Origin of the sequence: Romboutsia sp. 1001713B170131_170501_G6, from assembly GCF_015668195.1 — a bacterium.
Classification (GTDB): Bacteria; Bacillota; Clostridia; order Peptostreptococcales; family Peptostreptococcaceae; genus Romboutsia_C.
The window spans coordinates 261,676-285,641 of record NZ_JADPFC010000001.1; the positions used below are offsets into that span (position 1 = coordinate 261,676).

At 26.3% G+C, this 23,966-nt stretch carries 27 protein-coding genes and 1 riboswitch; all 27 genes read left to right on the forward strand.

Annotated features, from left to right (window positions below; genetic code table 11):
- Nucleotides 1-687, forward strand: a complete 687-nt coding sequence (locus I4U89_RS01295) for a lytic transglycosylase domain-containing protein (RefSeq protein WP_195937878.1) — start codon at nt 1-3, stop codon at nt 685-687.
- Nucleotides 688-865: 178 nt separating this feature from the next.
- The gene (locus I4U89_RS01300; RefSeq protein WP_195937879.1) at nt 866-2,173 is read left to right on the forward strand and encodes a GGDEF domain-containing phosphodiesterase; all 1,308 of its coding nucleotides are present in this window, start codon (nt 866-868) and stop codon (nt 2,171-2,173) included.
- Nucleotides 2,174-2,266: 93 nt separating this feature from the next.
- Complete coding sequence (locus tag I4U89_RS01305) at nt 2,267-2,689, forward strand: YaaR family protein (protein ID WP_195937880.1); 423 nt, start codon at nt 2,267-2,269, stop codon at nt 2,687-2,689.
- 11 nt (nt 2,690-2,700) lie between these two features.
- On the forward strand, nt 2,701-3,021 hold the full coding sequence (locus I4U89_RS01310) for a FliM/FliN family flagellar motor switch protein (protein ID WP_195937881.1): 321 nt from the start codon (nt 2,701-2,703) through the stop codon (nt 3,019-3,021).
- Nucleotides 3,022-3,054: 33 nt separating this feature from the next.
- Nucleotides 3,055-3,327, forward strand: coding sequence for a flagellar biosynthesis anti-sigma factor FlgM (gene flgM, locus I4U89_RS15765; RefSeq protein ID WP_195937882.1), 273 nt, complete (start codon nt 3,055-3,057; stop codon nt 3,325-3,327).
- Nucleotides 3,324-3,737 carry a flagellar protein FlgN gene (locus I4U89_RS01320; protein ID WP_195937883.1) on the forward strand — a complete coding sequence of 138 codons (414 nt, stop codon included), beginning with the start codon at nt 3,324-3,326 and terminating at the stop codon, nt 3,735-3,737. The genes flgM and I4U89_RS01320 overlap by 4 nt, the downstream gene beginning before the upstream one ends.
- Before the next feature lie 17 nt (nt 3,738-3,754).
- Nucleotides 3,755-5,038 carry a flagellar hook-associated protein FlgK gene (gene flgK, locus I4U89_RS01325; RefSeq protein WP_195937884.1) on the forward strand — a complete coding sequence of 428 codons (1,284 nt, stop codon included), beginning with the start codon at nt 3,755-3,757 and terminating at the stop codon, nt 5,036-5,038.
- Between the two features lie 9 nt (nt 5,039-5,047).
- Complete coding sequence (locus tag I4U89_RS01330) at nt 5,048-5,980, forward strand: flagellin N-terminal helical domain-containing protein (RefSeq protein WP_195937885.1); 933 nt, start codon at nt 5,048-5,050, stop codon at nt 5,978-5,980.
- A gap of 13 nt (nt 5,981-5,993) precedes the next feature.
- Nucleotides 5,994-6,389 carry a flagellar assembly protein FliW gene (fliW, locus tag I4U89_RS01335; protein WP_195937886.1) on the forward strand — a complete coding sequence of 132 codons (396 nt, stop codon included), beginning with the start codon at nt 5,994-5,996 and terminating at the stop codon, nt 6,387-6,389.
- The gene (gene csrA / locus I4U89_RS01340) at nt 6,376-6,588 is read left to right on the forward strand and encodes a carbon storage regulator CsrA (protein WP_092926915.1); all 213 of its coding nucleotides are present in this window, start codon (nt 6,376-6,378) and stop codon (nt 6,586-6,588) included. Before fliW ends, csrA begins: the two co-directional genes overlap by 14 nt.
- A gap of 13 nt (nt 6,589-6,601) precedes the next feature.
- Nucleotides 6,602-6,985 (forward strand): flagellar export chaperone FliS, encoded by a 384-nt coding sequence (gene fliS, locus I4U89_RS01345; protein ID WP_195937887.1) that lies wholly within the window; start codon nt 6,602-6,604, stop codon nt 6,983-6,985.
- Between the two features lie 11 nt (nt 6,986-6,996).
- Entirely contained in the window at nt 6,997-8,568 is a 1,572-nt protein-coding gene (gene fliD / locus I4U89_RS01350; protein WP_195937888.1) for a flagellar filament capping protein FliD, read from the forward strand.
- Between the two features lie 16 nt (nt 8,569-8,584).
- On the forward strand, nt 8,585-8,905 hold the full coding sequence (locus I4U89_RS01355; RefSeq protein ID WP_195937889.1) for a hypothetical protein: 321 nt from the start codon (nt 8,585-8,587) through the stop codon (nt 8,903-8,905).
- 117 nt (nt 8,906-9,022) lie between these two features.
- Complete coding sequence (locus tag I4U89_RS01360) at nt 9,023-9,829, forward strand: flagellin N-terminal helical domain-containing protein (RefSeq protein ID WP_195937890.1); 807 nt, start codon at nt 9,023-9,025, stop codon at nt 9,827-9,829.
- A 141-nt stretch (nt 9,830-9,970) separates the two neighbouring features.
- Entirely contained in the window at nt 9,971-10,774 is an 804-nt protein-coding gene (locus I4U89_RS01365; RefSeq protein ID WP_195937891.1) for a flagellin N-terminal helical domain-containing protein, read from the forward strand.
- 80 nt (nt 10,775-10,854) lie between these two features.
- Nucleotides 10,855-13,086, forward strand: a complete 2,232-nt coding sequence (locus I4U89_RS01370) for a glycosyltransferase (RefSeq protein ID WP_195937892.1) — start codon at nt 10,855-10,857, stop codon at nt 13,084-13,086.
- Between the two features lie 37 nt (nt 13,087-13,123).
- Nucleotides 13,124-13,726, forward strand: a complete 603-nt coding sequence (locus I4U89_RS01375; protein ID WP_195937893.1) for an HAD-IB family phosphatase — start codon at nt 13,124-13,126, stop codon at nt 13,724-13,726.
- On the forward strand, nt 13,699-14,349 hold the full coding sequence (locus tag I4U89_RS01380) for an NTP transferase domain-containing protein (RefSeq protein WP_195937894.1): 651 nt from the start codon (nt 13,699-13,701) through the stop codon (nt 14,347-14,349). The genes I4U89_RS01375 and I4U89_RS01380 overlap by 28 nt, the downstream gene beginning before the upstream one ends.
- A 49-nt stretch (nt 14,350-14,398) precedes the next feature.
- Nucleotides 14,399-15,148: a class I SAM-dependent methyltransferase gene (locus I4U89_RS01385; protein WP_195937895.1), complete on the forward strand. Its 750-nt coding sequence runs from the start codon at nt 14,399-14,401 to the stop codon at nt 15,146-15,148.
- 66 nt (nt 15,149-15,214) lie between these two features.
- Nucleotides 15,215-16,693: a CDP-glycerol glycerophosphotransferase family protein gene (locus I4U89_RS01390; RefSeq protein ID WP_195937896.1), complete on the forward strand. Its 1,479-nt coding sequence runs from the start codon at nt 15,215-15,217 to the stop codon at nt 16,691-16,693.
- 928 nt (nt 16,694-17,621) lie between these two features.
- Nucleotides 17,622-17,704: riboswitch (cyclic di-GMP riboswitch) on the forward strand.
- Nucleotides 17,705-18,150: 446 nt separating this feature from the next.
- Nucleotides 18,151-18,474, forward strand: a complete 324-nt coding sequence (locus tag I4U89_RS01395) for a flagellar basal body protein (protein WP_195937897.1) — start codon at nt 18,151-18,153, stop codon at nt 18,472-18,474.
- A 4-nt stretch (nt 18,475-18,478) separates the two neighbouring features.
- Nucleotides 18,479-18,883: a flagellar basal body rod protein FlgC gene (flgC, locus tag I4U89_RS01400; RefSeq protein ID WP_195937898.1), complete on the forward strand. Its 405-nt coding sequence runs from the start codon at nt 18,479-18,481 to the stop codon at nt 18,881-18,883.
- A gap of 15 nt (nt 18,884-18,898) precedes the next feature.
- Nucleotides 18,899-19,216 carry a flagellar hook-basal body complex protein FliE gene (gene fliE, locus I4U89_RS01405; protein WP_195937899.1) on the forward strand — a complete coding sequence of 106 codons (318 nt, stop codon included), beginning with the start codon at nt 18,899-18,901 and terminating at the stop codon, nt 19,214-19,216.
- Between the two features lie 22 nt (nt 19,217-19,238).
- Nucleotides 19,239-20,801 carry a flagellar basal-body MS-ring/collar protein FliF gene (gene fliF, locus I4U89_RS01410; protein ID WP_195937900.1) on the forward strand — a complete coding sequence of 521 codons (1,563 nt, stop codon included), beginning with the start codon at nt 19,239-19,241 and terminating at the stop codon, nt 20,799-20,801.
- 16 nt (nt 20,802-20,817) lie between these two features.
- Nucleotides 20,818-21,894, forward strand: coding sequence for a flagellar motor switch protein FliG (gene fliG / locus I4U89_RS01415; protein WP_195580894.1), 1,077 nt, complete (start codon nt 20,818-20,820; stop codon nt 21,892-21,894).
- On the forward strand, nt 21,875-22,654 hold the full coding sequence (locus I4U89_RS01420; RefSeq protein WP_195937901.1) for a FliH/SctL family protein: 780 nt from the start codon (nt 21,875-21,877) through the stop codon (nt 22,652-22,654). The genes fliG and I4U89_RS01420 overlap by 20 nt, the downstream gene beginning before the upstream one ends.
- Nucleotides 22,651-23,958: a flagellar protein export ATPase FliI gene (gene fliI, locus I4U89_RS01425; RefSeq protein WP_195937902.1), complete on the forward strand. Its 1,308-nt coding sequence runs from the start codon at nt 22,651-22,653 to the stop codon at nt 23,956-23,958. The genes I4U89_RS01420 and fliI overlap by 4 nt, the downstream gene beginning before the upstream one ends.
- The last annotated feature ends 8 nt before the right edge of the window (nt 23,959-23,966 follow it).

Below are 23,966 nucleotides of genomic sequence, written 5' to 3' on the forward strand. Positions count from 1 at the left end.
ATGGTTAATGGTATAAATTTTTTTAGCAATATAGCTGGTAGTAGTATTAATACTCAAAATAAGTGTAGGTGTTGCTGTGAAAAAAATAGTTCTTTTGATGAATTAATGTTAAATTTAGTATTAACTTTGTTAGATGAAGAAAATTATAGCTTAGTAAGTAATTTAAGTGAAGCTGTAAGAAAAAAACAACAAGAGAATAACATAGTTAAGGAGAGTAATTTGGGTTTAGAAACCATTAATAGTTCTCAAAATTTAAAAAAAGTAAGCGTAACAGCAAGCAATAAAAATACTAAAAGTGAAATAGAAAGTGCAGTAAAAATTGCTTCGAGTAAATATGGTATAGATGAAAATTTAATTAAAGCTGTAATAAAAGTAGAATCTGATTTTAATCCAAATTGTGTATCATCGGCTGGAGCAAAAGGGCTTATGCAACTTATGCCTTGTAATATAAAGGATTTAGGTGTTAAAAATCCATTTGATATAAAAGAAAATATAGATGCTGGTACAAGACATCTAAAAGAATATATAGATAAATACAATGGAAATATTGAAATGGGTCTTATGGCATATAATGGAGGGCCAACAAGAATGGTAAAGAGAGGAGTTAAATCTGTAAATGATATTTATAAAATGCCAAAAGAAACTCAAAATTATGTACCTAAAGTTATGAAATATTACAGAGCATAAAAAATTAAAGTATATATGAATATAAATATTGAAGGTTCAAAGCTAGTTTTTAAACAGTCTTTTTATTTATAATTTATAAATATCTATCAAAAGCCTATATAAATTAAGTTATAGTTAATCGAATATAATTTAGGGATTTGATTAATAAATTAAATGTTAAATTAATTGGGAGATAAAAATGAAAATAAGCAGAAAGATATTGAAATTAGATAAAATTTTATTAAAAAAATGTAGACGTAAGGATAGAATTTCCTTAAATAAGCATGATCATTTAACTAAAGCTTATAATAGAAATTATTTTTTTAATTATATAGAAAACAAGGTAAATGGAACTCTTATAAACATTAAGGTTATGTCAATTAAATTTTTAAATTCAAATATTGGCATAAAATATGGGGATGAAGCATTAAAATTAATAGCTAAAATTTTAATGAATATGAAAACAAGTAGTATAGTATGCCGCTTATCTGGCTCTACTTTTGGGGTATATATAGAACAAACAGATATAAATTACGTTAAAAATATAATTGAAGAGATGATTAATAAGATTTCTAATGTAAATATAGGAGTTGAAACTGTGAAAATTTCTACAAATATATCATCTGTTATTTATAAAAATGGCGATTTTGATACAAAAGATGCTATTGCTAAGTTATCAATATCTATGTCAAATTCCATAAAAAAGGGTGTAAATAAGTTTGAAATATATAATGAAAGGCATGATTTACGTATAAATATAGAAACTATAGAGAGAGCTATTTTAAATGAAGAAATTACGCTTTATTATCAACCCAAAATAGATATAAAAACAAAGAAAATAAATGGAGTCGAAGCGTTAATCAGATGGTTTAGCAAAGAATATGGATATATTGAACCAAGTAAAATCATACAATTTGCAGAAAGTTCAGGATATATAAATACCTTATGGAAATGGGTTATGAGAAAGGCTTGTGAAGATATAAATTATATAAATACAAATTTAGATGAAGAAATACAACTTTCGGTGAATACTTCTCCTTATCAATTAGAACATAAAGATTTCCTAAAGGATATTAAAGAAACACTAGACGAAACTAATTTTAAAAGAAATCTATTAACAATCGAAATCACAGAAAGCGATGATATAGAGAATATAGATAATATACAAAAGATTCTAGGTGAAATGAAAGATATGGGGATAAAAGTTTCCATAGATGATTTTGGAAAAGGATACAATTCTATTGATCATATAAAAAATTATAATGTTGATGAAATAAAAATAGATAAGTCTTTGGTTAAGTATTTAAGTGATAATCCTTTATTTATAAAGAATTTGATAGATATGATACATACAACTAATACTTTAGTAGTAGCAGAAGGAGTAGAAGAATATTTTGAATATAAATTACTTAAAGATATGGAGTGTGATTTTATTCAAGGGTACTATTTCCATAAACCAATGGAACATGAAGGTTTGATAAAAATATTGAATCAAGAAGCTATATAATATATATTGTTATATAAAACTTAAGAAAAAATAAAGGTATCCGTATTATTACAAAAGCAAGATAATATAAATTACAAAAATCGAGGTTTCAAAATGAAGGTAAGGAATATTGGATTAAATAAAAGTATTAACATAGAAAGTAAGGGTAAAAAAGAAAAACTAGATTTTGAAGAAAATTTTAATCAAAGAAATAGACTGAAAAATAAAGAAGAACTAGAAGTATACATGAAAGAGATTAAGAATATCGGAGAAAAATTAGTAGCTACTAAAAATTATAGTGATATTATAGATTATAAAAAGGCTATAAAGAATTATTTGAAATCAGCAGTAGACTATGTATATAGTTTAAATAAAGATAATAGCTTTTGGGATAGAAATTATTTTACTACGGTAAGGATTATAAATGAAAAGCTAGAGGCTATAACTAGAGAACTTATTTATGAGCAAAAAGAAAATATTAGTATAGCATCAAAAATAGATGAAATAAATGGACTTTTAGTAGATATATACATGTAAGGAGGATAACCATGAAAAATGAAATAGATAATGTAGACGTATATGAAATAGAGTTTGAGCAGTTAAAAGAAGGTGAGAAAACTCCATTAAATAGTGCCACAGATATATTTGGAGCACTATTAGATATAACTGTATCTATGGGAAGTGCTAGTGAAAAAATAGGGAGAATTATAAACTATAAAGTTGGAGATATAATAGAACTAGATAAGCAGGTAGAAGAAAATTTAGATATAAATGTAAATGGTAAAATGATAGCTAGTGGAGAAAGTATAATAATGGATAATAGACTAGCTGTTAGACTAGCTAAAATAAAAAGTGCAGATGAAGATTAATATTAATTAATCTAAATATTAAGGAGGAATATTGTGAATATAAATTTGGTTAAATTTAGAAATTTAGAAAGAGTATATAATAATAATAAAGTAGATGCTAGTTATGTAAAGAATACGAAAAAATGTGACACAGTTGAAATATCACAAATGGGAAAGTATTTAAATAAAGTAAATTCATCTAAGGAAGAAGTTAACATAGATAGAGTGAATGAAATAAAAAGTAAGATAGAATCTGGTCAATATAGAATAGATTCTAATGAATTAGCTAAGAAGATAATAGAAAAAATGAGGGAGGAATATAATTGATTCCAGAGGTGAAAATAGTAATCTTTGAAGAAAAAAATGTCCTAAAAAGCATGCTAGAACTTTTAGATAATCAGTATGAATTTATAATTAATAAAGATCTTATTAAGATAGATAAAATAGCTAAGGAGCTAGATGAGGCTGCTAAAAAATTAGCTAGATTAGAAATAAAGAGAAGAAATTTAATGGAAGCTAAGCCTAGTGTAAGTCAGTATATAGAAGATTGCAATGATGAAAATATAAAACAAGTTTATGAAGAAATAAAAAAAATATTAAATATGATAGAATTACAAAAAAAAGCAAATGAAACTCTTATCAAGCAGAGATTATTTTTCACAAAAAAGATGATAAACTGCATAAAGCCAGGAAAAAGTATTGGAACATATAATGCCTACGGTCAAGTAGGTAAGTAATTGTTTGGAGGAGAATTATGTCAGGATTACTAGGAAGTTTACAGACAGCAAAGTCTGGGATGAGTGTAAGTCAAGCTTCTATACAGACTACGTCTCATAATATAAATAATATGAATACACCAGGGTACTCTAGACAAAGGGTAAAACAAAGTGCAAGAAGTGCTTATAGTTACCCTGGATATAATAGTAGTATGGGTGCGGGTCAACTAGGTACAGGAGTTGAAGCAACAGATATTATAAGGATTAGAAATACATTCTTTGATTTCCAATTTAGAAATGAGTCTCACAATTATGGTAAAATAAGTACAAAAAGTGAGTATTATACTAATATGGAGACTATATTTAATGAACCATCAGACACTTCTATTTCATCATCACTAAGCAACTTTTTTAGCAGTTGGAATGAAATTTCAAAAAATCCTAATGATAGTGGATCAAAGAACACCGTAGTTCAAAATGCAAAATATTTAGCAACTAATATAAGTAATATTAAAAATAAATTGGAACAACTATCAAGTCAAGCAAATGATAAAATAAATAAAAATTTAAATGAAATAAACGATATGGTTGACCAATTAAGAGGATTAAATAAAAATATAAGAATTGTCGAGGGTAGTGGAAAAACCCCAAATGATTTACTAGATGAAAAAGATAAAGTGTTGGATAAATTAAGTTATAAATTTAATATAGAAGATAATAATGTTAAGAATTTAATTGAAAAAAAAATAAATGATGGAACAAGTATTACATTAGAGGATATAAAAGCAATAGGAAATGTTTCAGGTGAAATACAAGGTTCTATTGATATGATAGATAAAATTAACGAATATATGTCTAGTATAGATAATCTATCAGAAGGAATTGCTAATGGTATAAATGATGTTTTAGGAATTGACTTTTTTGAATTTAATAAAAAAGGCAGCCCATCACTTAAAGTTAAGAATGACTATCTAACAGACTCAAATAATTTATTAGTTTCATCAAAAGTCGCAGGTGAAATATTCAGATTTAAAGATAAAAAAATGAAAATTGGTAGTGAAGCAGAAATTACCATAAATAAATTTTATAATAACATAGTTCAAAAGCTAGGTAATGAGGCGCAGGAAGTTATAAGAAGTGAAAAGAACCAAAATAAAATATTAAATGAAATAGAAAATTCTAGAACTAATGTATCTGGAGTATTATTAGATGAAGAAATGGTAAATCTTGTCCAATTTCAACATGCATATAATGCCAGTGCAAAAGTTATATCTACTATAGATTCTTTACTAGACGTAGTAATAAATGGATTAAAAAGATAGGAGGATAGTATGAGAATAGCCAATTCTTCAATGATAAGAAATAATATGTATGATAATCAAGAAAACCTTCAAAGAACGGACAAGCTCAATAGACAAATAAGTACAGGGAAGGTTATAAATAAAGTATCAGATGATCCATACAAAGCTATAAAAATAATGAACTTAAAAAATGAAATAAAATATACTGAAAAATATAATTACAATATTGATGAAGCAGTAGGATGGATGAATAATACAGATTCATCTTTAGAAGAAGTAGGAACTGTATTAGGAGATATAAAAGATGAAATAATAAAGTTAGGTAATGGAACTTATTCGGCAGAAGAGATGAAATCTATAAGGGCCGAAATGAATGAGAAAATAAAAGAACTAGGTGAAACATTAAATACAAGTCATGGCGGTAATCATATGTTTGGAGGAAGTGACGTAGAAGACTTGCCTATAATTATCGAGGAAAAAGACGGAATAGCTAAACTTACCCTAAATTCTAAATCAAATTCACAAGACTTAAGAGCAATTATATCTGAAGGAATAGATATAGATTACAATGTATCTGCAAAAGAATTATTAAACAAAGATGGTAAAAACTTATTAGAATCTATAAATAAATTATCTCGTGCTATGAATGATATAGTTAATGATAAAGATGTAGAAGCTAATAAAGCTCAAGTATTAGGTACTATAAAAGATGATATTGATACATTGTTTAATCATTCAGTAGATATAAGAACATCATTTGGTGTAAAAGTTAACACTGCAGAAAAAATAAAAGAGTTAAATGATGAAAATATTATGAACATGAAGGATGTATTATCATTAACTCAAGATACAGATAAAGTTAGTGCATATATAGAATTAAAATCAGCTGAATTAATATACCAAATGTCAGTTCAAGTTGGAAGTAGATTGATTCAACCGAGTATAATGGACTACTTAAAATAGCTAGGAGGATTATATGGACATTTTATTTGAAAAAGGTATACCTGGATTTGAAAGTTATAATACTTTTTTAGTTGAACAAATTAAGGAAGATAAAAATTTTTTTAGTATGATATCTAAGGATAACTTGAATGTAGGATTTGTTTGTGTATCTCCATTTAAGATAAAAAAAGATTATGAAATAGAACTAAATGAGGATATAATAAATGAATTAAATATAAAAGATTATAAAGATGTACTAGTATTAAGCATAATAACATTAAGTAATAGTATAGATACAAGTACAGTTAATTTAAAAGCTCCTATTATTATTAACATAAATAATAACAGAGGAAAGCAATTAATACTAGAAGATACTAAATATAATATAAAAGAACCTTTAACAGGAAGTGAAAATAATGCTAGTAATTAGTAGAAAAAAAGATCAATCTATATTAATCGGAGATGATATAGAAGTTAAAATTATAAAAATTGAGGATGGAAGTGTAAAGATAGCCATAGAGGCACCAAAGGATAAGGTTATACTAAGAAGAGAAGTTTACGAAAGTATAAAAGAAGAGAATTCTAAGGCTATAATTAATACTAAAGATATTACAAAGTTATTTAAGTAAGAGAGGGAAAATAATGTATACAACAAATCCATATAATACATATAAGCAAAATTCAGTAAATATGGCTTCTAAAGAACAACTATTGTTGATGTTGTTAGATGGAGCAGTTAAATATACAAAAATAGCAAGAATGGCGATATTAGAAAAAAATATTTCTAGAGCTCACAATGAATTGGTTAGGGTTCAAGATATATTTTTAGAACTTATGATAACTATGGATAAAAGTGCTGGCAAATATATGGAAGATTTATATAATATATATGATTTTATAAAGATCGAACTTGCTAAAGCTAATATGAAAAAGGATATTAAGATAATAGATGAAGTGCTTCCTGTGATAGAAGATGTTAGAGATATGTGGTATGAGGTAGACAAAAAAATAAAGACAGGTAAGTAGGTGAATTTAATATGACAAGAGTAAATGCAATAAGAATACCAGGTCTTGCAACGGGAATGGATACAGACACAGTTGTAAAGCAAATGCTTGTTGGTGAACAAAATAAAATTGATAAAGTCAAGCAAAAAGAGCAAATAGTAAAGTGGCAGCAAGAGATTTATAGAGATGTAATGAAAGATTTGAAAAATATAAACGATAAATACTTTTCAGTAACATCTAAAGATTCAATAGTGAGTAGTAAAGCTTGGAATACATTATCAGTTAAAAGTTCTAATAGTAGCGTAATGTCGGCTACATCAAGTGCGGGAACAGATAATATACATTATAAATTTGAAGTTAATAAAATAGCAGAACCAGCTAAAGTTGTATCTTCAAATAATAAAATAGAAAAGTCAAAAAAGTTAAGCGAGTTAGGATTTACAGACACAAAGCCATTTAAAATTTCTGTTGGAAAAGATGACAAAGGAAATACTTTATACTCAAATCCTATAACAATAGAAGGAAAAGATACTATAGAGGATTTAGTTGATAAAATTAACAGTAATGGAAATGGAAAAATAAAGGCATCATATAGTAAGATGACTGGAAGTTTTAGTATTGAATCTCTTGACACAGGATCAGACAGTAGTATTGAAATCATTTCTGAAGATGGAAGTAAATCTAATTCTCTAGCATTTTTAGGGCTAAAAACAAAAAAATATCAACTAAATACAGATGGAAGTTTTGTATTAAATTCAAAGAATGAAATAGCTTTTGATATGGTTGAATTTTCAGGTATAACTAGTGGAAGTAATTCTTATATCAAAGTCTCAGGAGATGATGGATTTAGTAAAGTAATAAATGAGCAAAAAAATAATTTCTCAATAGATGGAATAGATTATAGTATTTATAATAAAGGAACTTCTGAGATAACATCAAAAAAGGATACAACAAAAGCCTTAGACAACATGAAAGGTTTTGTACAAGATTATAATAAAATAATGGATAAAATGTATAGTCTTATAACTGAAAAATCTAAGAAAGATTATAAACCTCTTACAGAAGAGCAGAAAAAGGATATGAGTGAAGAAGAAGTAAAAAAATGGGAAACTAATGCTAAAAAAGGTATACTTCGAAATGATTCTGAGATGAGAAGGTTTATCAATGATATGCAAAATGCTATATTTGGTGAAAATATAAAAGTTTTAAGTGAAATGGGTGTAACTAGTCCAGAAGATTACAATAAAAAAGGTCAGATATCATTAAATGAGGAAAAATTTACTAAATCCTTAGAATATAACTCTGATAAAGTTTATAAATTATTTGCAAAAGATAAATCTAGTATAATGGAAAAAATGAATAATATTCTTAAAAAGAATATAGGAGGATCATCATCTATATTTGCTAGAAAAGCTGGGCTAGAGAGAACATCTTCTGTTGTGAAGAATTTTTATTCAGAACAAATAAAACGACAAGAGGACATGATAAAAAATCTTCAAAGAAAAATGGATAATAAGGAAAATGCTTTATATAAAAAATTTGCAGACCTAGAAGCTAGTATGAATAAGCTAAATTCACAGATGAATTATTTTATGCAAGCTTAAGGATAGGTGGTTAAAAATGAAGGAAAGTATCAAATTATATAAAAATATATCATTAGACATAGTAAATAAATTAAAAAGTACTAGTTTAATTAATATAGGTGACTTATTTGATAAAAGACAAGAAATACTAAGTAATGTACTTGATTCTGAAGCATTTAAAATCCAGATGATCGATGAAGGAATATTAGAAATTGATAGAGAGATACATACATTACTTAGCAATAGTATAGAAAAAACTAAAGATGAGATAAAAAATCACAAATTATCAAATAGAGTAAGTACCTCATATCTAAGTACGAAAAAAGAAAATTTAAATATTTTTAATAAAAAAGTATAAAGTTAATATAAATTATAACGATATATATATATGTAAGGTACTTGGCCAAGTATAAAATACAAAATACAAAAGGCAAAAGACAAGGATGTCGTAAAGTCCTAAGGAGAGGAAAAAACAATGAGAATAAACACTAACATGAACGCTATGATAGCGACTAACCAAATGGCAAAAAATACTGCATTATCAGGAAAGTCTATGGAGAAATTATCAACAGGACTAAGAATAAATAAAGCAGGAGATGACGCTGCAGGTCTTGCTGTTTCAGAAAAAATGAGATCTCAAATAAGAGGAATGGAACAAGCAGATAGAAACGTACAAGATGGTATATCAATGGTACAAACAGCAGAAGGTGCATTAGAAGAAGCAGGAAACATAGCTCAAAGAATGAGAGAACTTGGAGTTCAAGCAGGAAATGACACATTAACTACAACTGATAGAGATAAGATAAAAGAAGAATTAACTCAATTACAACAAGAAATGAGTCAAATAGGTAAAGAAACTAAATTCAATGGTAAAAACTTATTAAGTGGATCAGGAACATTTACAATACAAGCAGGAGCTAATAAAGAAACTAGAACTATAAACACTATAGACTTAGTAGCACAAGCTAAAACTTTAGCTACTATGGACGTTTCTAGTAGTTCAAAAGCACAAGCTTACGTAAGTAAAGTAGATGCAGCATTAGAAAAAATAAATACAGGAAGAGCTAAATTAGGAGCAACTCAAAATAGATTAGAGTATACTTCTGCTAACTTAACAACTTCTACAGAAAACTTAAGTGCAGCAGAATCAAGAATAAGAGATGTTGATGTTGCTAAAGAAATGGTTAACTTATCTAAGTTAAATATATTAAATCAAGCAGCACAAGCTATGGTTGGACAAGCTAATCAACAACCTCAAAGTGTAACTCAATTATTAAGATAGTTTTAAAATAAATAAATTATAAATATATATATAATATAAAAATATAAAGTATATCTATATTATGCCGATATATATGATATAGATATACTTTTATAAATAAAAGACAAGGATGTCGTAAAAACCTAAGGAGAGGAAAAAACAATGAGAATAAATACTAATATGAACGCTATGATAGCGACTAACCAAATGGCAAAAAATACTGCATTATCAGGAAAGTCTATGGAGAAATTATCAACAGGACTAAGAATAAATAAAGCAGGAGATGATGCTGCAGGTCTTGCTGTTTCAGAAAAAATGAGATCTCAAATAAGAGGAATGGAACAAGCAGATAGAAACGTACAAGATGGTATATCAATGGTACAAACAGCAGAAGGTGCATTAGAAGAAGCAGGAAACATAGCTCAAAGAATGAGAGAACTTGGAGTTCAAGCAGGAAATGATACTTTAACTGCAACTGATAGAGATAAGATAAAAGAAGAATTAACTCAATTACAACAAGAAATGAGCCAAATAGGTAAAGAAGCTAAATTCAATGGTAAAAACTTATTAAGTGGAGCACAAACATTCACTATACAAGCAGGAGCTAATAATGAAACTAGAACTATAAATACAATAGATTTAGTTAAAACTGCAGGAAGCTTAGCGATAGATATATCTGATAATACAAAGGCTCAAACTTTCGTAAGTAAGGTAGATGCAGCACTAGAAAAAATAAATACAGGAAGAGCTAAATTAGGAGCAACTCAAAATAGATTAGAGTATACTTCTGCTAACTTAACAACTTCTACAGAAAACTTAAGTGCAGCAGAATCAAGAATAAGAGATGTTGATGTTGCTAAAGAAATGGTTAACTTATCTAAGTTAAACATATTAAATCAAGCAGCACAAGCTATGGTTGGACAAGCTAATCAACAACCTCAAAGTGTAACTCAATTATTAAGATAGTTTTAAGTTAAAAAATAAAGAGTAAAGCATGTGCTTTACTCTTTATTTTTAAATTTAATCACTTAAAAGGAGTATTAAATATGCTATTAAGTATTGTAATGATGGTAAAAAATGAAGAGAGATATTTAGATAAAACATTAAATGCACTACGTCCTTTAATGGAAGAAATAAATTCTGAATTAATAATACTAGATACTGGATCAACTGACTCGACTGTTGATATTGCAAGAAAATATACTGATAAAGTATTTTTTGCAAAGTGGAATGATAACTTTTCGGATATGAGAAATATATCAATAAGTTATGCAAAGGGAGACTGGATACTTATACTAGATGCAGATGAAGAGTTAACTAATTATGATAAATTAAAAGAATTCTTTAATAAAAACTTATGCAATAAATATAATAGTGCAAGTATAAATCTAAAAAATATACTTTCACTAGACGGAAAAAGTTATAGTATGACTCCTTTAATTAGAATGTTTAAAAACTCAAAAGATTTTAGATATGAAGGAGCAATACACGAACAACCAAAATTTAAACATCCTATATATAACAATATAGCTTTATTTGATCATTATGGATATTTATTTGAAAATGAAGAAATTAAACAATTAAAAGACAATAGAAATAAAAAGATTTTATTAAAAGAAATAAAGAAAGAACCTAATAACCCATATATTAACTATCAATTAGGAAAAACTTATTCTATATCTAAAAACTATGAAGATGCAATATATTATATGGAAAAAGGTTATGATTTATATACAAAAATTAAATATATACCAATATTTGTAACATTAGATTTAGCTATGCTTTATTTAGAAATGAATGAGTTTGATAAATGCGAAAGTTTATGTACTAAGTATATAAAAAATGATAATAAAAATATAGATATATATTACTACTTAGCTACAAGCCAAAAATATTTAAGAAAATATAAACGAAGCTTAGAAAATTATAAAAGGTATTTATATCTTATAGAAAATTATGATATATCTACACAAGCTAATGCTGTTGAGTGTAATGGAGATACATTGATACACCAAGATAAAGCTAAAGTTAACATTATTGATATTTATTACAAATTAGAGATGTATCAAGAGATTATAAATAATATAGATGATATAAACAATGATATTTTAGAACAAGCTTACTTAGTTATATTTATGAGTTTATATAAATTAAACAAAGAAGAAAAAATAATTGAAATATATAAAAATCTTTCGTCTTGTATAATTCAGCAAAATAAATTTAAAGTTGCGTTAGAGAGTATACTAAAAAAAATAAAGGAAAATGATCTGCCTAAAATGTATAAAATGCTTTCTAAAATAGATGGAAATTACGGTATTTTAAATAAAATAAGATTAGGTGAGAAATTAACTATTGAACAATATAATGAAATACTAATAAAAGAGCAAGAAATATATTATGCGGATATAATATATTATGCTATGAAAGAAGCTATAAAATTAGAAGATATATTAAAAAATATAAGTAACCTAAAAATGCAAGATTATATAGATTATTTAGTTTCAAATAAAAGAGACTTTATATTTGATTTATATGATTACTTGGACAGAAATTTAAATACTTTAGATATAAAGAAACTTCAAATTTATAGCTGTGTATCTAAATCATTGTTAACATATGGTAGTTTAGTCGATAAAAAATATGAAAAGTTATTTTTAATGTATATAACTTATACTTATGATTATTTAAAGCAATTATATAATACAGATTTAGAAGATGATGATTTACTAAATTTATTGAAAAATGAAGATGAAATATTTATTATAAGTATACATACAATTCAAAAACTTAGTAAAACTGATAAATTAGAGTATGTTAAAAAGATGAAAGACTTATTAATAAAAAATCAAAAATACAAAAAGGGAATAGAAATATTAATAGAGAAATTTAAAAATGAATTTGATATAAATGAAGAGCTAAATGGTCTTAAAAAACAATATAAATCGATAATTCAAAATGACATAGAGATAGGAAATATTATTGAAGCTAAAGAAAAGATAGATGAATATGAAAGTATATTTGAAGAAGAGGCAGAGATACTAAATTTTAAAGCAATTATAAAAATGCTAGAAGGAAAGTTCGAAGAATCTGATAAAATATTTAAAAATTCATATCTATTAGATAGATATAATTACAATGTGATTTTTAATATAGGATGCATAAAAGAAATATTAGGACAATATGAAGATGCCATTAAATATTTTGAATTAATAGTAAAAAACTGTGAAGACGAAAACATAGTTTTAGAATCAAAAGAAAAAATTATGATTATAAATTAAATATACAAAAAATTATGTCATAAGAGGAGGCGCAAATTTGAGTAAATATAAATTTGTATTTGACCTAGATTCAACTTTAACAAAACAAGAAATACTTCCTGAAATGGCAAAGTATATTGGATGTCATGAAAGTATTAGTAAAATAACAGAAGAGACTATGCTAGGTAAGTTATCTTTTGAAGAAAGTTTTCTAAAGCGAATTGAAATATTAAAAGAGATACCTGTAAAAAAAGTACGCAGTATAGTTAAAAATATAACATTAAATGAAAAATTAATTAAATTTGTTTTAGATAATATAGATAGATGCATTATAATAACTGGTAATCTAGATATCTGGATTTGTGAACTCATGAATATGTTAGGTTTAAATGATATATATTATTCATCAAAGGCTTTAACAGATGGGCAATATATTAAATCAGTTGTAAATGTTATAAAAAAGGAAGATATAATAAAAGAAATAGATGGACCAATAGTAGCTATTGGAGATGGAAGTAATGACTCAAAAATGATAGAGTATGCTGATATAGGAATTGGATTTGGTGCTGTTAGACCAATAGCTCCTAGTGTATTAAATGTTTGTGATTATGCGTTTTATGAGGAGGAGAAATTATGTCAGTTTCTAAAACGATTATTATAAGTTGTGCAGGAATGGGAACTAGATTAGGTCTAAATACTAACAAATCATTAATTGATATTGATGGAAAACCATTAATAATAAGACAATTAGAATGTTTAGACAAGTTTGATGATATAAGAATTGTTGTAGGATATCAAGCTCAAGAAGTTATTGATGTAGTTTGTTCATATAGAAAAGATATTACTTTTGTATTTAATCATGATTATATTAACACAAAAACTGCTGCTAGTTTATCACTAGGAAAAAAACATTCCAATGAGATGATTATATCATTAGATGGAGATGTATTATTTAAACCTGAAGACCTCGAAAAATTTATATTAGAAGATGATGAAGAAGCAATAGGTGTTTGTTATCCATATACTAATGAACCAGTATATATAGATACTGAATCTATAGATGGAACTGAACATGCAGTTAGTTTTTCAAGAAAACATGGAAAATATGAATGGACTGGGTTGTTTAAAATATATGCAGATAAACTTAAGAGTGGAAATGACCATGTATATAAAATGATAACACCTAATTTACCTTTAAAAGTAGTTCATGTAAATTTAAAGGAAATAGATAATATGAATGAATATAAAAAAGCTTTAGATTGGTATAAAAATGGATACAAATAAAGCCGATTAAATATGAATTGATAACCAAACCTTAACTAGGAGAAATGATATGACGAAAAAAAATACAAGGGTATATAAGGAAAATATAAATATAAATAAAAAAAGTGTCAAATTATTTTGGAATAAAAGAGCAGAAAAGTATACAGAAGATAATCCTTATAAAGCTGTAAAATGTAATGACAATGACTCTGAATATGCAAAATTATTAGATGAGTATGAAAAAGAAGTTATTATACCTAAATTAAAAATAGATAAAAATTCTAAAGTTCTAGATATAGGTTGCGGAGTAGGGAGATTAGCAGAAATGATAGTATTAGATAGTAAATACTATTTAGGTACTGATTTTGCAGAAGACTTACTTAATATAGCTAGAAAAAGAATAGGTTGTAATGATAGTTATGATTTTCAAATATGTGATTTTATAAATATATATGATAATGAGGTTATAAAAAGTAATGCCCCGTTTAATAAAGTAATTTTAGCAGGCGTTATAATGTATATAAATGATGAAGAACTTAACATATGTTTTGGAAATTTACTCAAAGTATTAGATAAAGAGGCTATGATATATATAGCATCACCAATTGCTACAAAAGAAAGATTAACCCTAGATGATTTTTACTCTAATGAATTAAATAGTGAATATAATGTTATATATAGAACAATTGATGAATATGTAGATGTTTTTAAAGTTCTTATAAATAATGGATTTAAGATTATAGAAAACGAAATGTTTCTAACTGATAAAAAGCAATACAAAGAAACTGAGAGGCACTATTTTATTTTAAAGAGAGGTTAAACATAAACTTATAATTAAAGTTACAATTTAAATCTTGGATTTATAGAAAGTAGTGTGATTTAAAAAATGAATGAAAAACAAAGAATAATAGAAATTTTAAACACTTCAATAGAAGGTATTTCTTACATAATTAAAAATTTAAATACAGACTATGAATTTATGTCTGAAATTTGTATACAAGCTATTAATACAGTTAAAAATAGCTTCGAAAACGCTAAAAAATGTGACGATAGACTTTATAAGCTATCAAATAATATATTAGAAAAATTGAAAAATCTAAATAAAACAAAAGATACAGATAAACTTGATGATTGCAATAAAATTATTAATATGATAAATGACATGATAGATATTATAAATAAAAACATGAAAGAAAAATATAATATTGTTTTTATGCCATACAATGCATCTATGTGGAATAGTCTTGAAAGTATTTGGAAAGAAGCTAAAGAAGATGCAAATTGCAATTGTTATGTAGTACCAATACCATACTATAAGTTAATTTCTAATAGTAATGGGGATACTGACGCTATATTTACATATGAAGGTGATATGTTGCCTAAATATGTACCTATTACTGATTATAAAACATTTGATTTAGAAAAAATCAATCCAGATGTTATATATATACACAATCAATATGATGAATATAACAATGCTACTAGAGTAGATAGTAACTATTTTTCTTATAATTTAAAAAAATATACAGATATGCTAGTATATGTTACTTATGGAATATTAGGTACTTATCCAATTTCATTTTATAAAGACTTTTACTCATTTATAGGAACAAGAGAATTTGATAAAGTTGTTGTACAATCTCATGTATTTTCAGATATTGCAGAATATAGTGGGGTAGCTAGAGAAAAATTATTGCCTCTTGGATCACCTAAATTTGATGCTTTAGTTAGTAGTCTAAAATCAAATACTACAAATGAGTTTTACAAAAATAAATTTAAGGGGAAAAAAGTATTTTTATGGACTACAAACTTAATGAAAGTTATAAATGGAAGAGATAAAGTACTAGATGAAATTGAAGAAGTATTTAATAAAATTAGGAAAAATTTAAACTATGGATTAATATATAGACCTCACCCTTTAGAGCTTTCATATGTCAAATCAAAGGCCCCAGAATGCTATAAAAGGTATAAAGAATTATTAAGCTCAGCAAAAAATACAGAAAATATAATTATTGACAATTCACCTAGTTATTACGAAGCTTTTCAAATATCTGATGCGCTAATAACAGATAGATCTTCTGTATTAATTGAATATATGGCTACAGGAAAACCTGTCTTAATATATGATATAGGATTAAACAGAGAGTTTTATCATGAAAGTGTATTTGATATATTTTCTAATTATATAGTTGGTGAAGAAGAAATGACTGTAGATAAATTTATAGATTTAGTAGTTAATGAAAAAGATTACAAAAAAGATATTAGAATTAATGCATTAAACACTGTTCTTTCTAATATTGATGGTAGTTGTGGAGAAAAAGTTCACAAACATATAAAGCAGTATATTGAAAATAACTATTTTTAAAATTTTACAATAATATTAAATACAAAAAGTCATGAACAACTTATTACATTAAGTAATTGTTTTAAAAGACTTTTTGTATTTTATTATAAAAATATCAAGTTTGTTTAATGTAGATATATAATTCTAACTATAAGAGTATTTATAATAATTAATAACTTTTTACATATCATGATAAATTCATAAAACAAACCTAAATTAAGATCAGTTAAATCAACGCAAAAATCTTTAACTATTTTTTTAAGTGATAAGTTTTAATAATATTATATAAATACAATATTAATTATTATTTAACGAAATAATAAATTTAGATATTGCAAATATTATAAAATTTATTAAAGTGAAAATTAAATTTATCATATATCTTATTACTATAATAAGTTTTAATTGATTAATAAAGTAGATAAGTATTATAAGTAATTTTATAAATTTAATTGAGTATTTAACCAATATTTATATCAAAAATACCTTTAGGAACTAATATAGGTATAAGTGTATCTGATTTTATAATTTCACTATTTTATTCAAATCAATTAACTATTGTGAATTTAAAAATAAATTCACAATCAAAATTTAAAAAAATAGGAATATTATTTAAATTTTCAATACTTATAAATTTATCTGAATAAGAATACTTAAGTTAAAAATTTTTAGTATTAGAGAAGTTGTCATCTAATATATAATTTATATTATTATGTTGTTGTAGCAAAAAAATGTAAAGTTTTAATTTTAATAGCCGTATAATATAAAATATAAGATAAAATAAAATAAAATTATACTTTGTAATTAAAAAATAAATTTAAATATATTTCTAAAATTAGTTTGAAAAAAAATAGTAAGAAAAAGTGAATAAAAACTTGATTAAATCTAAATTATACTATAATATTTAGTGTGTAGAAGAAAATGTCGAAAAGTGTAGAAAGAGGACGAAAAACAAAATAGGCAAAGCTAGAGAAATCTAGTGACGCAAAACTATAGGAGCTAAAGTGGGAACTATGCTAGCCAGTTGCCAAAAACTATGTGTTTTTGTTTTCGATATATAAAGTTGATGATTTTTGGATAATTATGAATAATATATAAATTATTTTGATTACTCGTGTCCAAAATTATGTATCTCTATTTATCGGCGCTGATATTATATAACTCTCTTTAGAGTTATTTTTTTTTAAAAAAATAATATTATAAAAAGTGTAATAACTTGATTATATTACAAAAGTTCATTACGTATATTATATTTTTTTAACATAATAGGAAAAAATATGTAATAATATAAATGATATGGAAAAAAAGTGAAAAAAAGTTTATAATCGAAAAAGGTAAGAAAACAAACGAAAAGTATATTGATTTAATTTTATATCTAAGATAATCAAACCCTAACAATGATACTATGTTATGTAGTATACAAAATTACTCTTTATAGAGTAGTTTTTTGATTTATAAAGTTAATGAAGGAGAGTAATATGGAAATCTATAATTTAATGAAAATGGGACTAGATGCTACACATTTAAGGAGCAATGCCATTGCAGAAAATATTGCTAACATAAATACTCCAGGGTATAAAAGAAAGTATGTTAGTTTCGAAGATACTTTAAAGAATAAATTAGAAGTTCCTAGTATAAAGTTAAAGGTTGATAAGAAATCTGTGGTCAGAGAAGATGGGAACAACGTTGATATTGAACATGAGAAGGTTAATCAAGCAGCTACGACATTAGAATATAATGCGTTAGTAAGTCTTACAAATATAAAAATTGCTATGACAAAAAGTATAATATCTGGGAGGTAAATAAATGAGTGTTTTTAGTGGTATGAGAATTAGTGCAAGTGGTTTGGCAGCAGAACGTATGAAAATGGATGTAATATCTTCTAATGTTGCTAATATGCAGACTACAAGAACTAAAAATGGAGGAGCATATAGAAGAAAGATAGCTACATTTGAAGAAAATTATGATGAAAAATTAGGAATGTTAGGTGTTAAAACTAAAAAAATTGAAGAAGATAAATCTCCTCTCAGAAAAATATATGAACCAAATCATCCTGATGCAGACAAAGATGGATATGTAGAATATCCTAATGTAGATTTATTAGCAGAAATGTCAGATCTTATAAGTGCATCAAGAGCTTATGAATCTAATGTAGATACTTTAAATGCTCAAAAAAATATGATATCTAAAGCTTTAGAGATAGGCAGATAGAAAGTGGGTGGTTAAATGACAGGAATAAGTAATATAAATGTTAATTCTAATATATTCTCTAATGCTATTAAAAATAATACTACATATAAAGTTAAAGGAAATGAAAAGCCAGACAAGAAATTTGAAGATGTTATAAAGAATGCTATAGGTAAGGTAAATGATAGTATTATAAATTCAAATGAAAAGATAGAAGCTCTTATAAAAGGTGAAGATGTTTCTATGCATGATGTTATGCTATCAGCACAAGAATCTCAAATGTCAGTGCAACTTATGATTGAGATTAGAAATAAGTTATATGATGCTTACCAAGAAATTAATAAAGTACAATTGTAATTCCTTAATAAGGAGCAGATAGATGAATTTTAAAGAGTTAATAGAAAAGATAAAAAAATTTATAAAAACAAGAAAAGAAAACTTTAAGGAAATGAGAAAAGAAAAGAAAATAGCCATTATAGTTGGAATTATTGCAATTATACTAGCTATAATATTTGGAATCAAATATAAAAATGATAATAAATATGATGTTCTTTTCTCAGGTTTAGATTCAAATGATGCATCTGTTATAACTAAAGAACTAGAAAAAGAAAAAGTTGAGACAAAAATTGAAGGCGATAGTATATATGTGCCTAAAGATCAGGTAGATAAGTTAAGACTTGAACTATCTGGAAAAATTTCAAATGGTTCTAAAGGTTTTGAACTTATGGATGAAGGATCATCGTTAGGTCTTACAGATGAAGAATTTGAGGTAAAAAAACAAAGAATGATTCAAGGTGAACTAGAAAAAACTATAAAAACTTTTCCGCAAGTACAAGATGCAAGAGTTCATATAACAGAAGGTGAAGAATCTGTATTTGCTAAAGAGAGCATACCTGGAAAAGCAGCCGTTTATGTAGATTTAAATGTAGGAGAACAATTAAGCCAAGAACAAGTTAAATCTATAATATCTTTAGTGTCCGCAAGTACACCAAACATACCAAAACAAAATGTTGAGGTAATCAATCAAAATATGGTCTTATTATCAGAAGGAATATTTGATGAAAATGGAAAAGAAAATTCTAACGATAATTCCAATGGAATTGATATTGCTACTAAGGCAGAAAGAGATTTAGATAAAGGATTAGAAAGAGATATAGTTAGATTACTTGAACCTATATTTGGAGTAGGAAAAGTAAGAGCAACTGTTAATGCTGATTTGAATTTTGACACAAATGAAAAAACTCAAACGATAATAGATCCTAACAAAGTTATAGTGAGTGAATCAAAAAGCGAAAATAAATCTAAAGAGCCAGTAAACACAGGTGGTACTGTTGATAACAATATGAATAATAAAGGCAATGTAAATGATGGAACTACTGAAAGTAAAAGCGAAGATATAAAATATGAAGTAGGAAAGACAGAAATTAAAACCGTTAAGGCTCAAGGTGAATTAAATAGAATAACTGCTTCGGTTGCTATAGATGGCAAATTAGATGCAGGAGCTATTAAAGATGTTAAAGATATGGTAGCGAATACCATTGGAGTAGAAAAAGATAGAGGCGATGATGTAGTAGTTGTTGCTATGGACTTTGATGTAAATGCTAAAAATAATTTAAAAAATGCATTAGGTGATGAAGATGGAGTAGCTAAGTTATTAAAAACAACAGGATATATAGTAGCCGGATTATTACTAATTATAGTAATAGCACTTATAGCTATATTTATTATTAAGAAAAAGAATAAATCTAAAGAAATTGATGAAATAGATGAATCTAATGAAATAGATATGATAAATCAAAAGCTAGAAGAAATGGAAAAACATAGGCTACACAATTTAGAAGATGATGAAGAAAATATGACTTTAGAGGAAGAAGTTAAGATATACGCTTCAGAAAATATAGAAGAAGTTACAGAATTAATAAATAATTGGTTAAATGAGTAAAGGGTGGTAGTTTGTTTTGGAAAATGAAGTTACTAAATCAGTAGAGAGTACTAAATCAGGAAATGCATTTGATTTAGGTGATATACCTAAAGTTAGAAGAGTTACTGGTGCTAGAAAGGCAGCAGTACTCTTAATGACATTAGGAACTGACGTTTCAGCGGATATAGTTAAAAATCTATCTGATAAGAAAATACAAAGGATTGGTGTAGAAATAGCTAATATACATACTGTCAACGCAAGAGAAAGAAGAGAAATTCTTCAAGAATTTATAGAACTAAATAAAGGAAAAGAATTTGTGTTAAAAGGTGGTATAGACTATGCAAAATCACTGCTTAATGGAGCTTTAGGAAACCAAAGAGCTAATAAATTAATAGAAGGAATTAGATATGATGCTTATACAAAGCTATTTATGGCAGCAAGAAAAGCTGAACCAGAGCAGATATTAGCATGTATACAAGGTGAAAGTACACAAACTATAGCTATAATCTTATCTCACATACAATCAGACAAAGCTGCCTTGATATTAAGTGAGTTGCCACCTAAGATTAAAAATGAAGTTTCACTAAAAATAGGATCAACATCATCAGTATCACCAAGTGTAATAAAGGCCATTGATGAAGCTGTAGAAATGAAACTATCAAAACTTGGACAAAGAGAAATGGAAAGTTCTGGTGGTATAGATAGCTTGGTTGAAATACTTGGTAATGTAGATAGAAAGACAGAAAAAAGTATTATAAGTTACATAGAAGAAAGAAACAACGAATTAGCTGAAGATATAAAGGCTAATATGTTTATATTTGATGACATAGTAAGACTTGAAAATTCTACTATTCAGAGAATTCTTAAAGAGGTTAATGTTAAAGATATCGCATTTGCTCTTAAAGGGGCATCTAAGGAAGTATCAAATGTCATATTTAGAAATCAATCTCAAAGGGCATCACAAGCTCTTAAAGAAGAAATTGATTTATTAGGAAAAATAAAAATATCTCAAGTAGAGGAAGCACAGCAAAATATAGTTAATGTTATAAGACGACTTGAAGATATGGGTGAAATAACTTTAACAAGAGGATCAGATGATGAGTTTATCATGTAGTAACATAATAAAAGCTAAAAATGTTAACTTAAAAGGCGTAAAAACAATAAATAACCTCTCTCAAATTGAAAGTGAAGAAGAAAGAAAGCTTAGAGAAGACTTAGAGAAAAAATTAAGAGAAAAAAAAGAAGAAATAAATATTAAGTTACAAGAAGCTCAAAAAGAATATGATGACATTATAGACAAAGCTAAAGCCGAGGCAAGTCAGATAATTGAAGAAAGCAAGTTAGAAAGAGAAAATATAGAAAAGAAAGCTTATGAAGATGGATACAATCAAGGGCTTAAAAATGGATATGAAGATGGATACAAAGAATCATATGAAGAAAACATAGAAAAGGCAAAAAAAGAGTCTGAGGAAATTGTAAATAATGCAAGTAAATTGTTAATACAGGCTAAGGATAAAGTATCTGAGTATATGAATTTAAATAAAGAAGAAATACTAAAAATTAGTATAAGTATAGCTCGACAAGTTCTAAGGGATGAATTTAAATCAGAATCATCTATGAATACTTTATTAACTAAGATAATTGAAGAGCATGAGCTTAAGGAAAATATAGTAATAAAAATAAATCCTTTATATAAAGATAGCTTAAATAATGAAATATTAAGTTTAAAAGAATGTAATAAACTTAAAGGTGACGTATTCGTTTTAGAAGATGAATCTATAGATATTGGAAATGCTATTATAGAAAACGTAAAAGGAAGAATAATAGTAGGTGTAGATGCTGTAATAGATAAGGTTAAAGAGGAGCTATTATGATAGACATAGATTTTGAAAGAATACTTAGTAGGATAAAGGATATCCCTACTGTTATATCTGAAGGAAAAGTAAAAAAAGTTATAGGTCTTACAATAGAAGTCGAAGGTATAAAAGGATTTGTAGGTGAGTTATGTTCGGTATATAATAATTTGAATATTCCTATTAATTGTGAAGTTGTAGGCTTTAGAGATGGAGATGTAATACTTATGCCCCTTGGAGAGTTAACAGGAATTGGACCTGGTTGCAAAGTAATTGCACAAGGAGTACCACTTAGTGTTAAATGTAGTGATGAACTCTTAGGAAAAGTACTTGATGGCATAGGTAATCCAATTGATGAAAATATGATTTTGCAAGGTGAAAGATATAGTTTATTTAATGAGCCACCAGATCCAATGAAAAGACCTCGAATAACAAATATAATGCCAACAGGAATAAGAGCAATAGATGGATTTTTAACTTGTGGAGAAGGACAGAGAATAGGAATATTTGCAGGTAGTGGAGTTGGTAAAAGTACAACTTTAGGAATGATGGCAAGAACGGCAGAAGCAGATGTAAATGTTATAGCTCTTATTGGAGAAAGAGGAAGGGAAGTTTTAGACTTCATTGAGAGAGATTTAGGTGAAGAAGGTATGAAGAAATCGGTAGTTGTTTGCGCTACATCAGATAAATCACCTTTAGTAAGATTAAAGGGAGCACTAACAGCTACATCTATTGCCGAGTACTTTAGAGATAAAGGTAAAAAAGTAATATTAATGATGGATTCTGTAACAAGATTTGCTATGGCTCAAAGAGAAGTTGGATTAGCTATAGGAGAACCGCCAGCACAAAAAGGATACACACCTTCTGTATTTGCTATGTTACCAAAACTTATGGAAAGGACAGGAATGTCTGAAAAAGGGTCAATAACAGCTTTTTATACTGTTTTAGTTGATGGAGACGATTTTAATGAACCAATAGCAGATACTGTAAGAGGAATACTAGATGGACACATTGTCTTATCTAGGCAATTAGCACATAAAAATCATTATCCAGCTATAGATATATTAAACAGTGTAAGTAGACTTATGAAAGAAATTGCAGATGATAATCATAATAAAGCTGCATCATTTGCTAGAGATATACTTGCTACTTATAAAGAAGCTGAAGATTTAATAAATATTGGAGCTTATGAAGAAGGTTCAAATAAAAATATAGATATGTCTATTAAGTATATAGACAGAGTAAATGATTATTTAAAACAAGGTGTTAATGATAGTACACCATTTAATGAAAGTAAAGAGTTATTAATTAATATGTTCAACTAAAGGAGACT

Bases quoted from the DNA above. Each gene is read 5' to 3' on its own strand.
- I4U89_RS01380 (WP_195937894.1), top strand. From the start codon at position 13,699: ATGTCAGTTTCTAAAACGATTATTATAAGTTGTGCAGGAATGGGAACT.
- flgK (WP_195937884.1), top strand. From the start codon at position 3,755: ATGTCAGGATTACTAGGAAGTTTACAGACAGCAAAGTCTGGGATGAGT.
- fliW (WP_195937886.1), top strand. From the start codon at position 5,994: ATGGACATTTTATTTGAAAAAGGTATACCTGGATTTGAAAGTTATAAT.
- fliI (WP_195937902.1), top strand. From the start codon at position 22,651: ATGATAGACATAGATTTTGAAAGAATACTTAGTAGGATAAAGGATATC.
- I4U89_RS01355 (WP_195937889.1), top strand. From the start codon at position 8,585: ATGAAGGAAAGTATCAAATTATATAAAAATATATCATTAGACATAGTA.
- I4U89_RS01390 (WP_195937896.1), top strand. From the start codon at position 15,215: ATGAATGAAAAACAAAGAATAATAGAAATTTTAAACACTTCAATAGAA.
- fliS (WP_195937887.1), top strand. From the start codon at position 6,602: ATGTATACAACAAATCCATATAATACATATAAGCAAAATTCAGTAAAT.
- I4U89_RS01300 (WP_195937879.1), top strand. From the start codon at position 866: ATGAAAATAAGCAGAAAGATATTGAAATTAGATAAAATTTTATTAAAA.
- I4U89_RS01395 (WP_195937897.1), top strand. From the start codon at position 18,151: ATGGAAATCTATAATTTAATGAAAATGGGACTAGATGCTACACATTTA.
- fliF (WP_195937900.1), top strand. From the start codon at position 19,239: ATGAATTTTAAAGAGTTAATAGAAAAGATAAAAAAATTTATAAAAACA.
- fliD (WP_195937888.1), top strand. From the start codon at position 6,997: ATGACAAGAGTAAATGCAATAAGAATACCAGGTCTTGCAACGGGAATG.
- fliE (WP_195937899.1), top strand. From the start codon at position 18,899: ATGACAGGAATAAGTAATATAAATGTTAATTCTAATATATTCTCTAAT.
- flgC (WP_195937898.1), top strand. From the start codon at position 18,479: ATGAGTGTTTTTAGTGGTATGAGAATTAGTGCAAGTGGTTTGGCAGCA.
- I4U89_RS01305 (WP_195937880.1), top strand. From the start codon at position 2,267: ATGAAGGTAAGGAATATTGGATTAAATAAAAGTATTAACATAGAAAGT.
- I4U89_RS01370 (WP_195937892.1), top strand. From the start codon at position 10,855: ATGCTATTAAGTATTGTAATGATGGTAAAAAATGAAGAGAGATATTTA.
- I4U89_RS01365 (WP_195937891.1), top strand. From the start codon at position 9,971: ATGAGAATAAATACTAATATGAACGCTATGATAGCGACTAACCAAATG.
- I4U89_RS01385 (WP_195937895.1), top strand. From the start codon at position 14,399: ATGACGAAAAAAAATACAAGGGTATATAAGGAAAATATAAATATAAAT.
- I4U89_RS01420 (WP_195937901.1), top strand. From the start codon at position 21,875: ATGATGAGTTTATCATGTAGTAACATAATAAAAGCTAAAAATGTTAAC.
- I4U89_RS01330 (WP_195937885.1), top strand. From the start codon at position 5,048: ATGAGAATAGCCAATTCTTCAATGATAAGAAATAATATGTATGATAAT.
- I4U89_RS01295 (WP_195937878.1), top strand. From the start codon at position 1: ATGGTTAATGGTATAAATTTTTTTAGCAATATAGCTGGTAGTAGTATT.
- csrA (WP_092926915.1), top strand. From the start codon at position 6,376: ATGCTAGTAATTAGTAGAAAAAAAGATCAATCTATATTAATCGGAGAT.
- I4U89_RS01310 (WP_195937881.1), top strand. From the start codon at position 2,701: ATGAAAAATGAAATAGATAATGTAGACGTATATGAAATAGAGTTTGAG.
- I4U89_RS01360 (WP_195937890.1), top strand. From the start codon at position 9,023: ATGAGAATAAACACTAACATGAACGCTATGATAGCGACTAACCAAATG.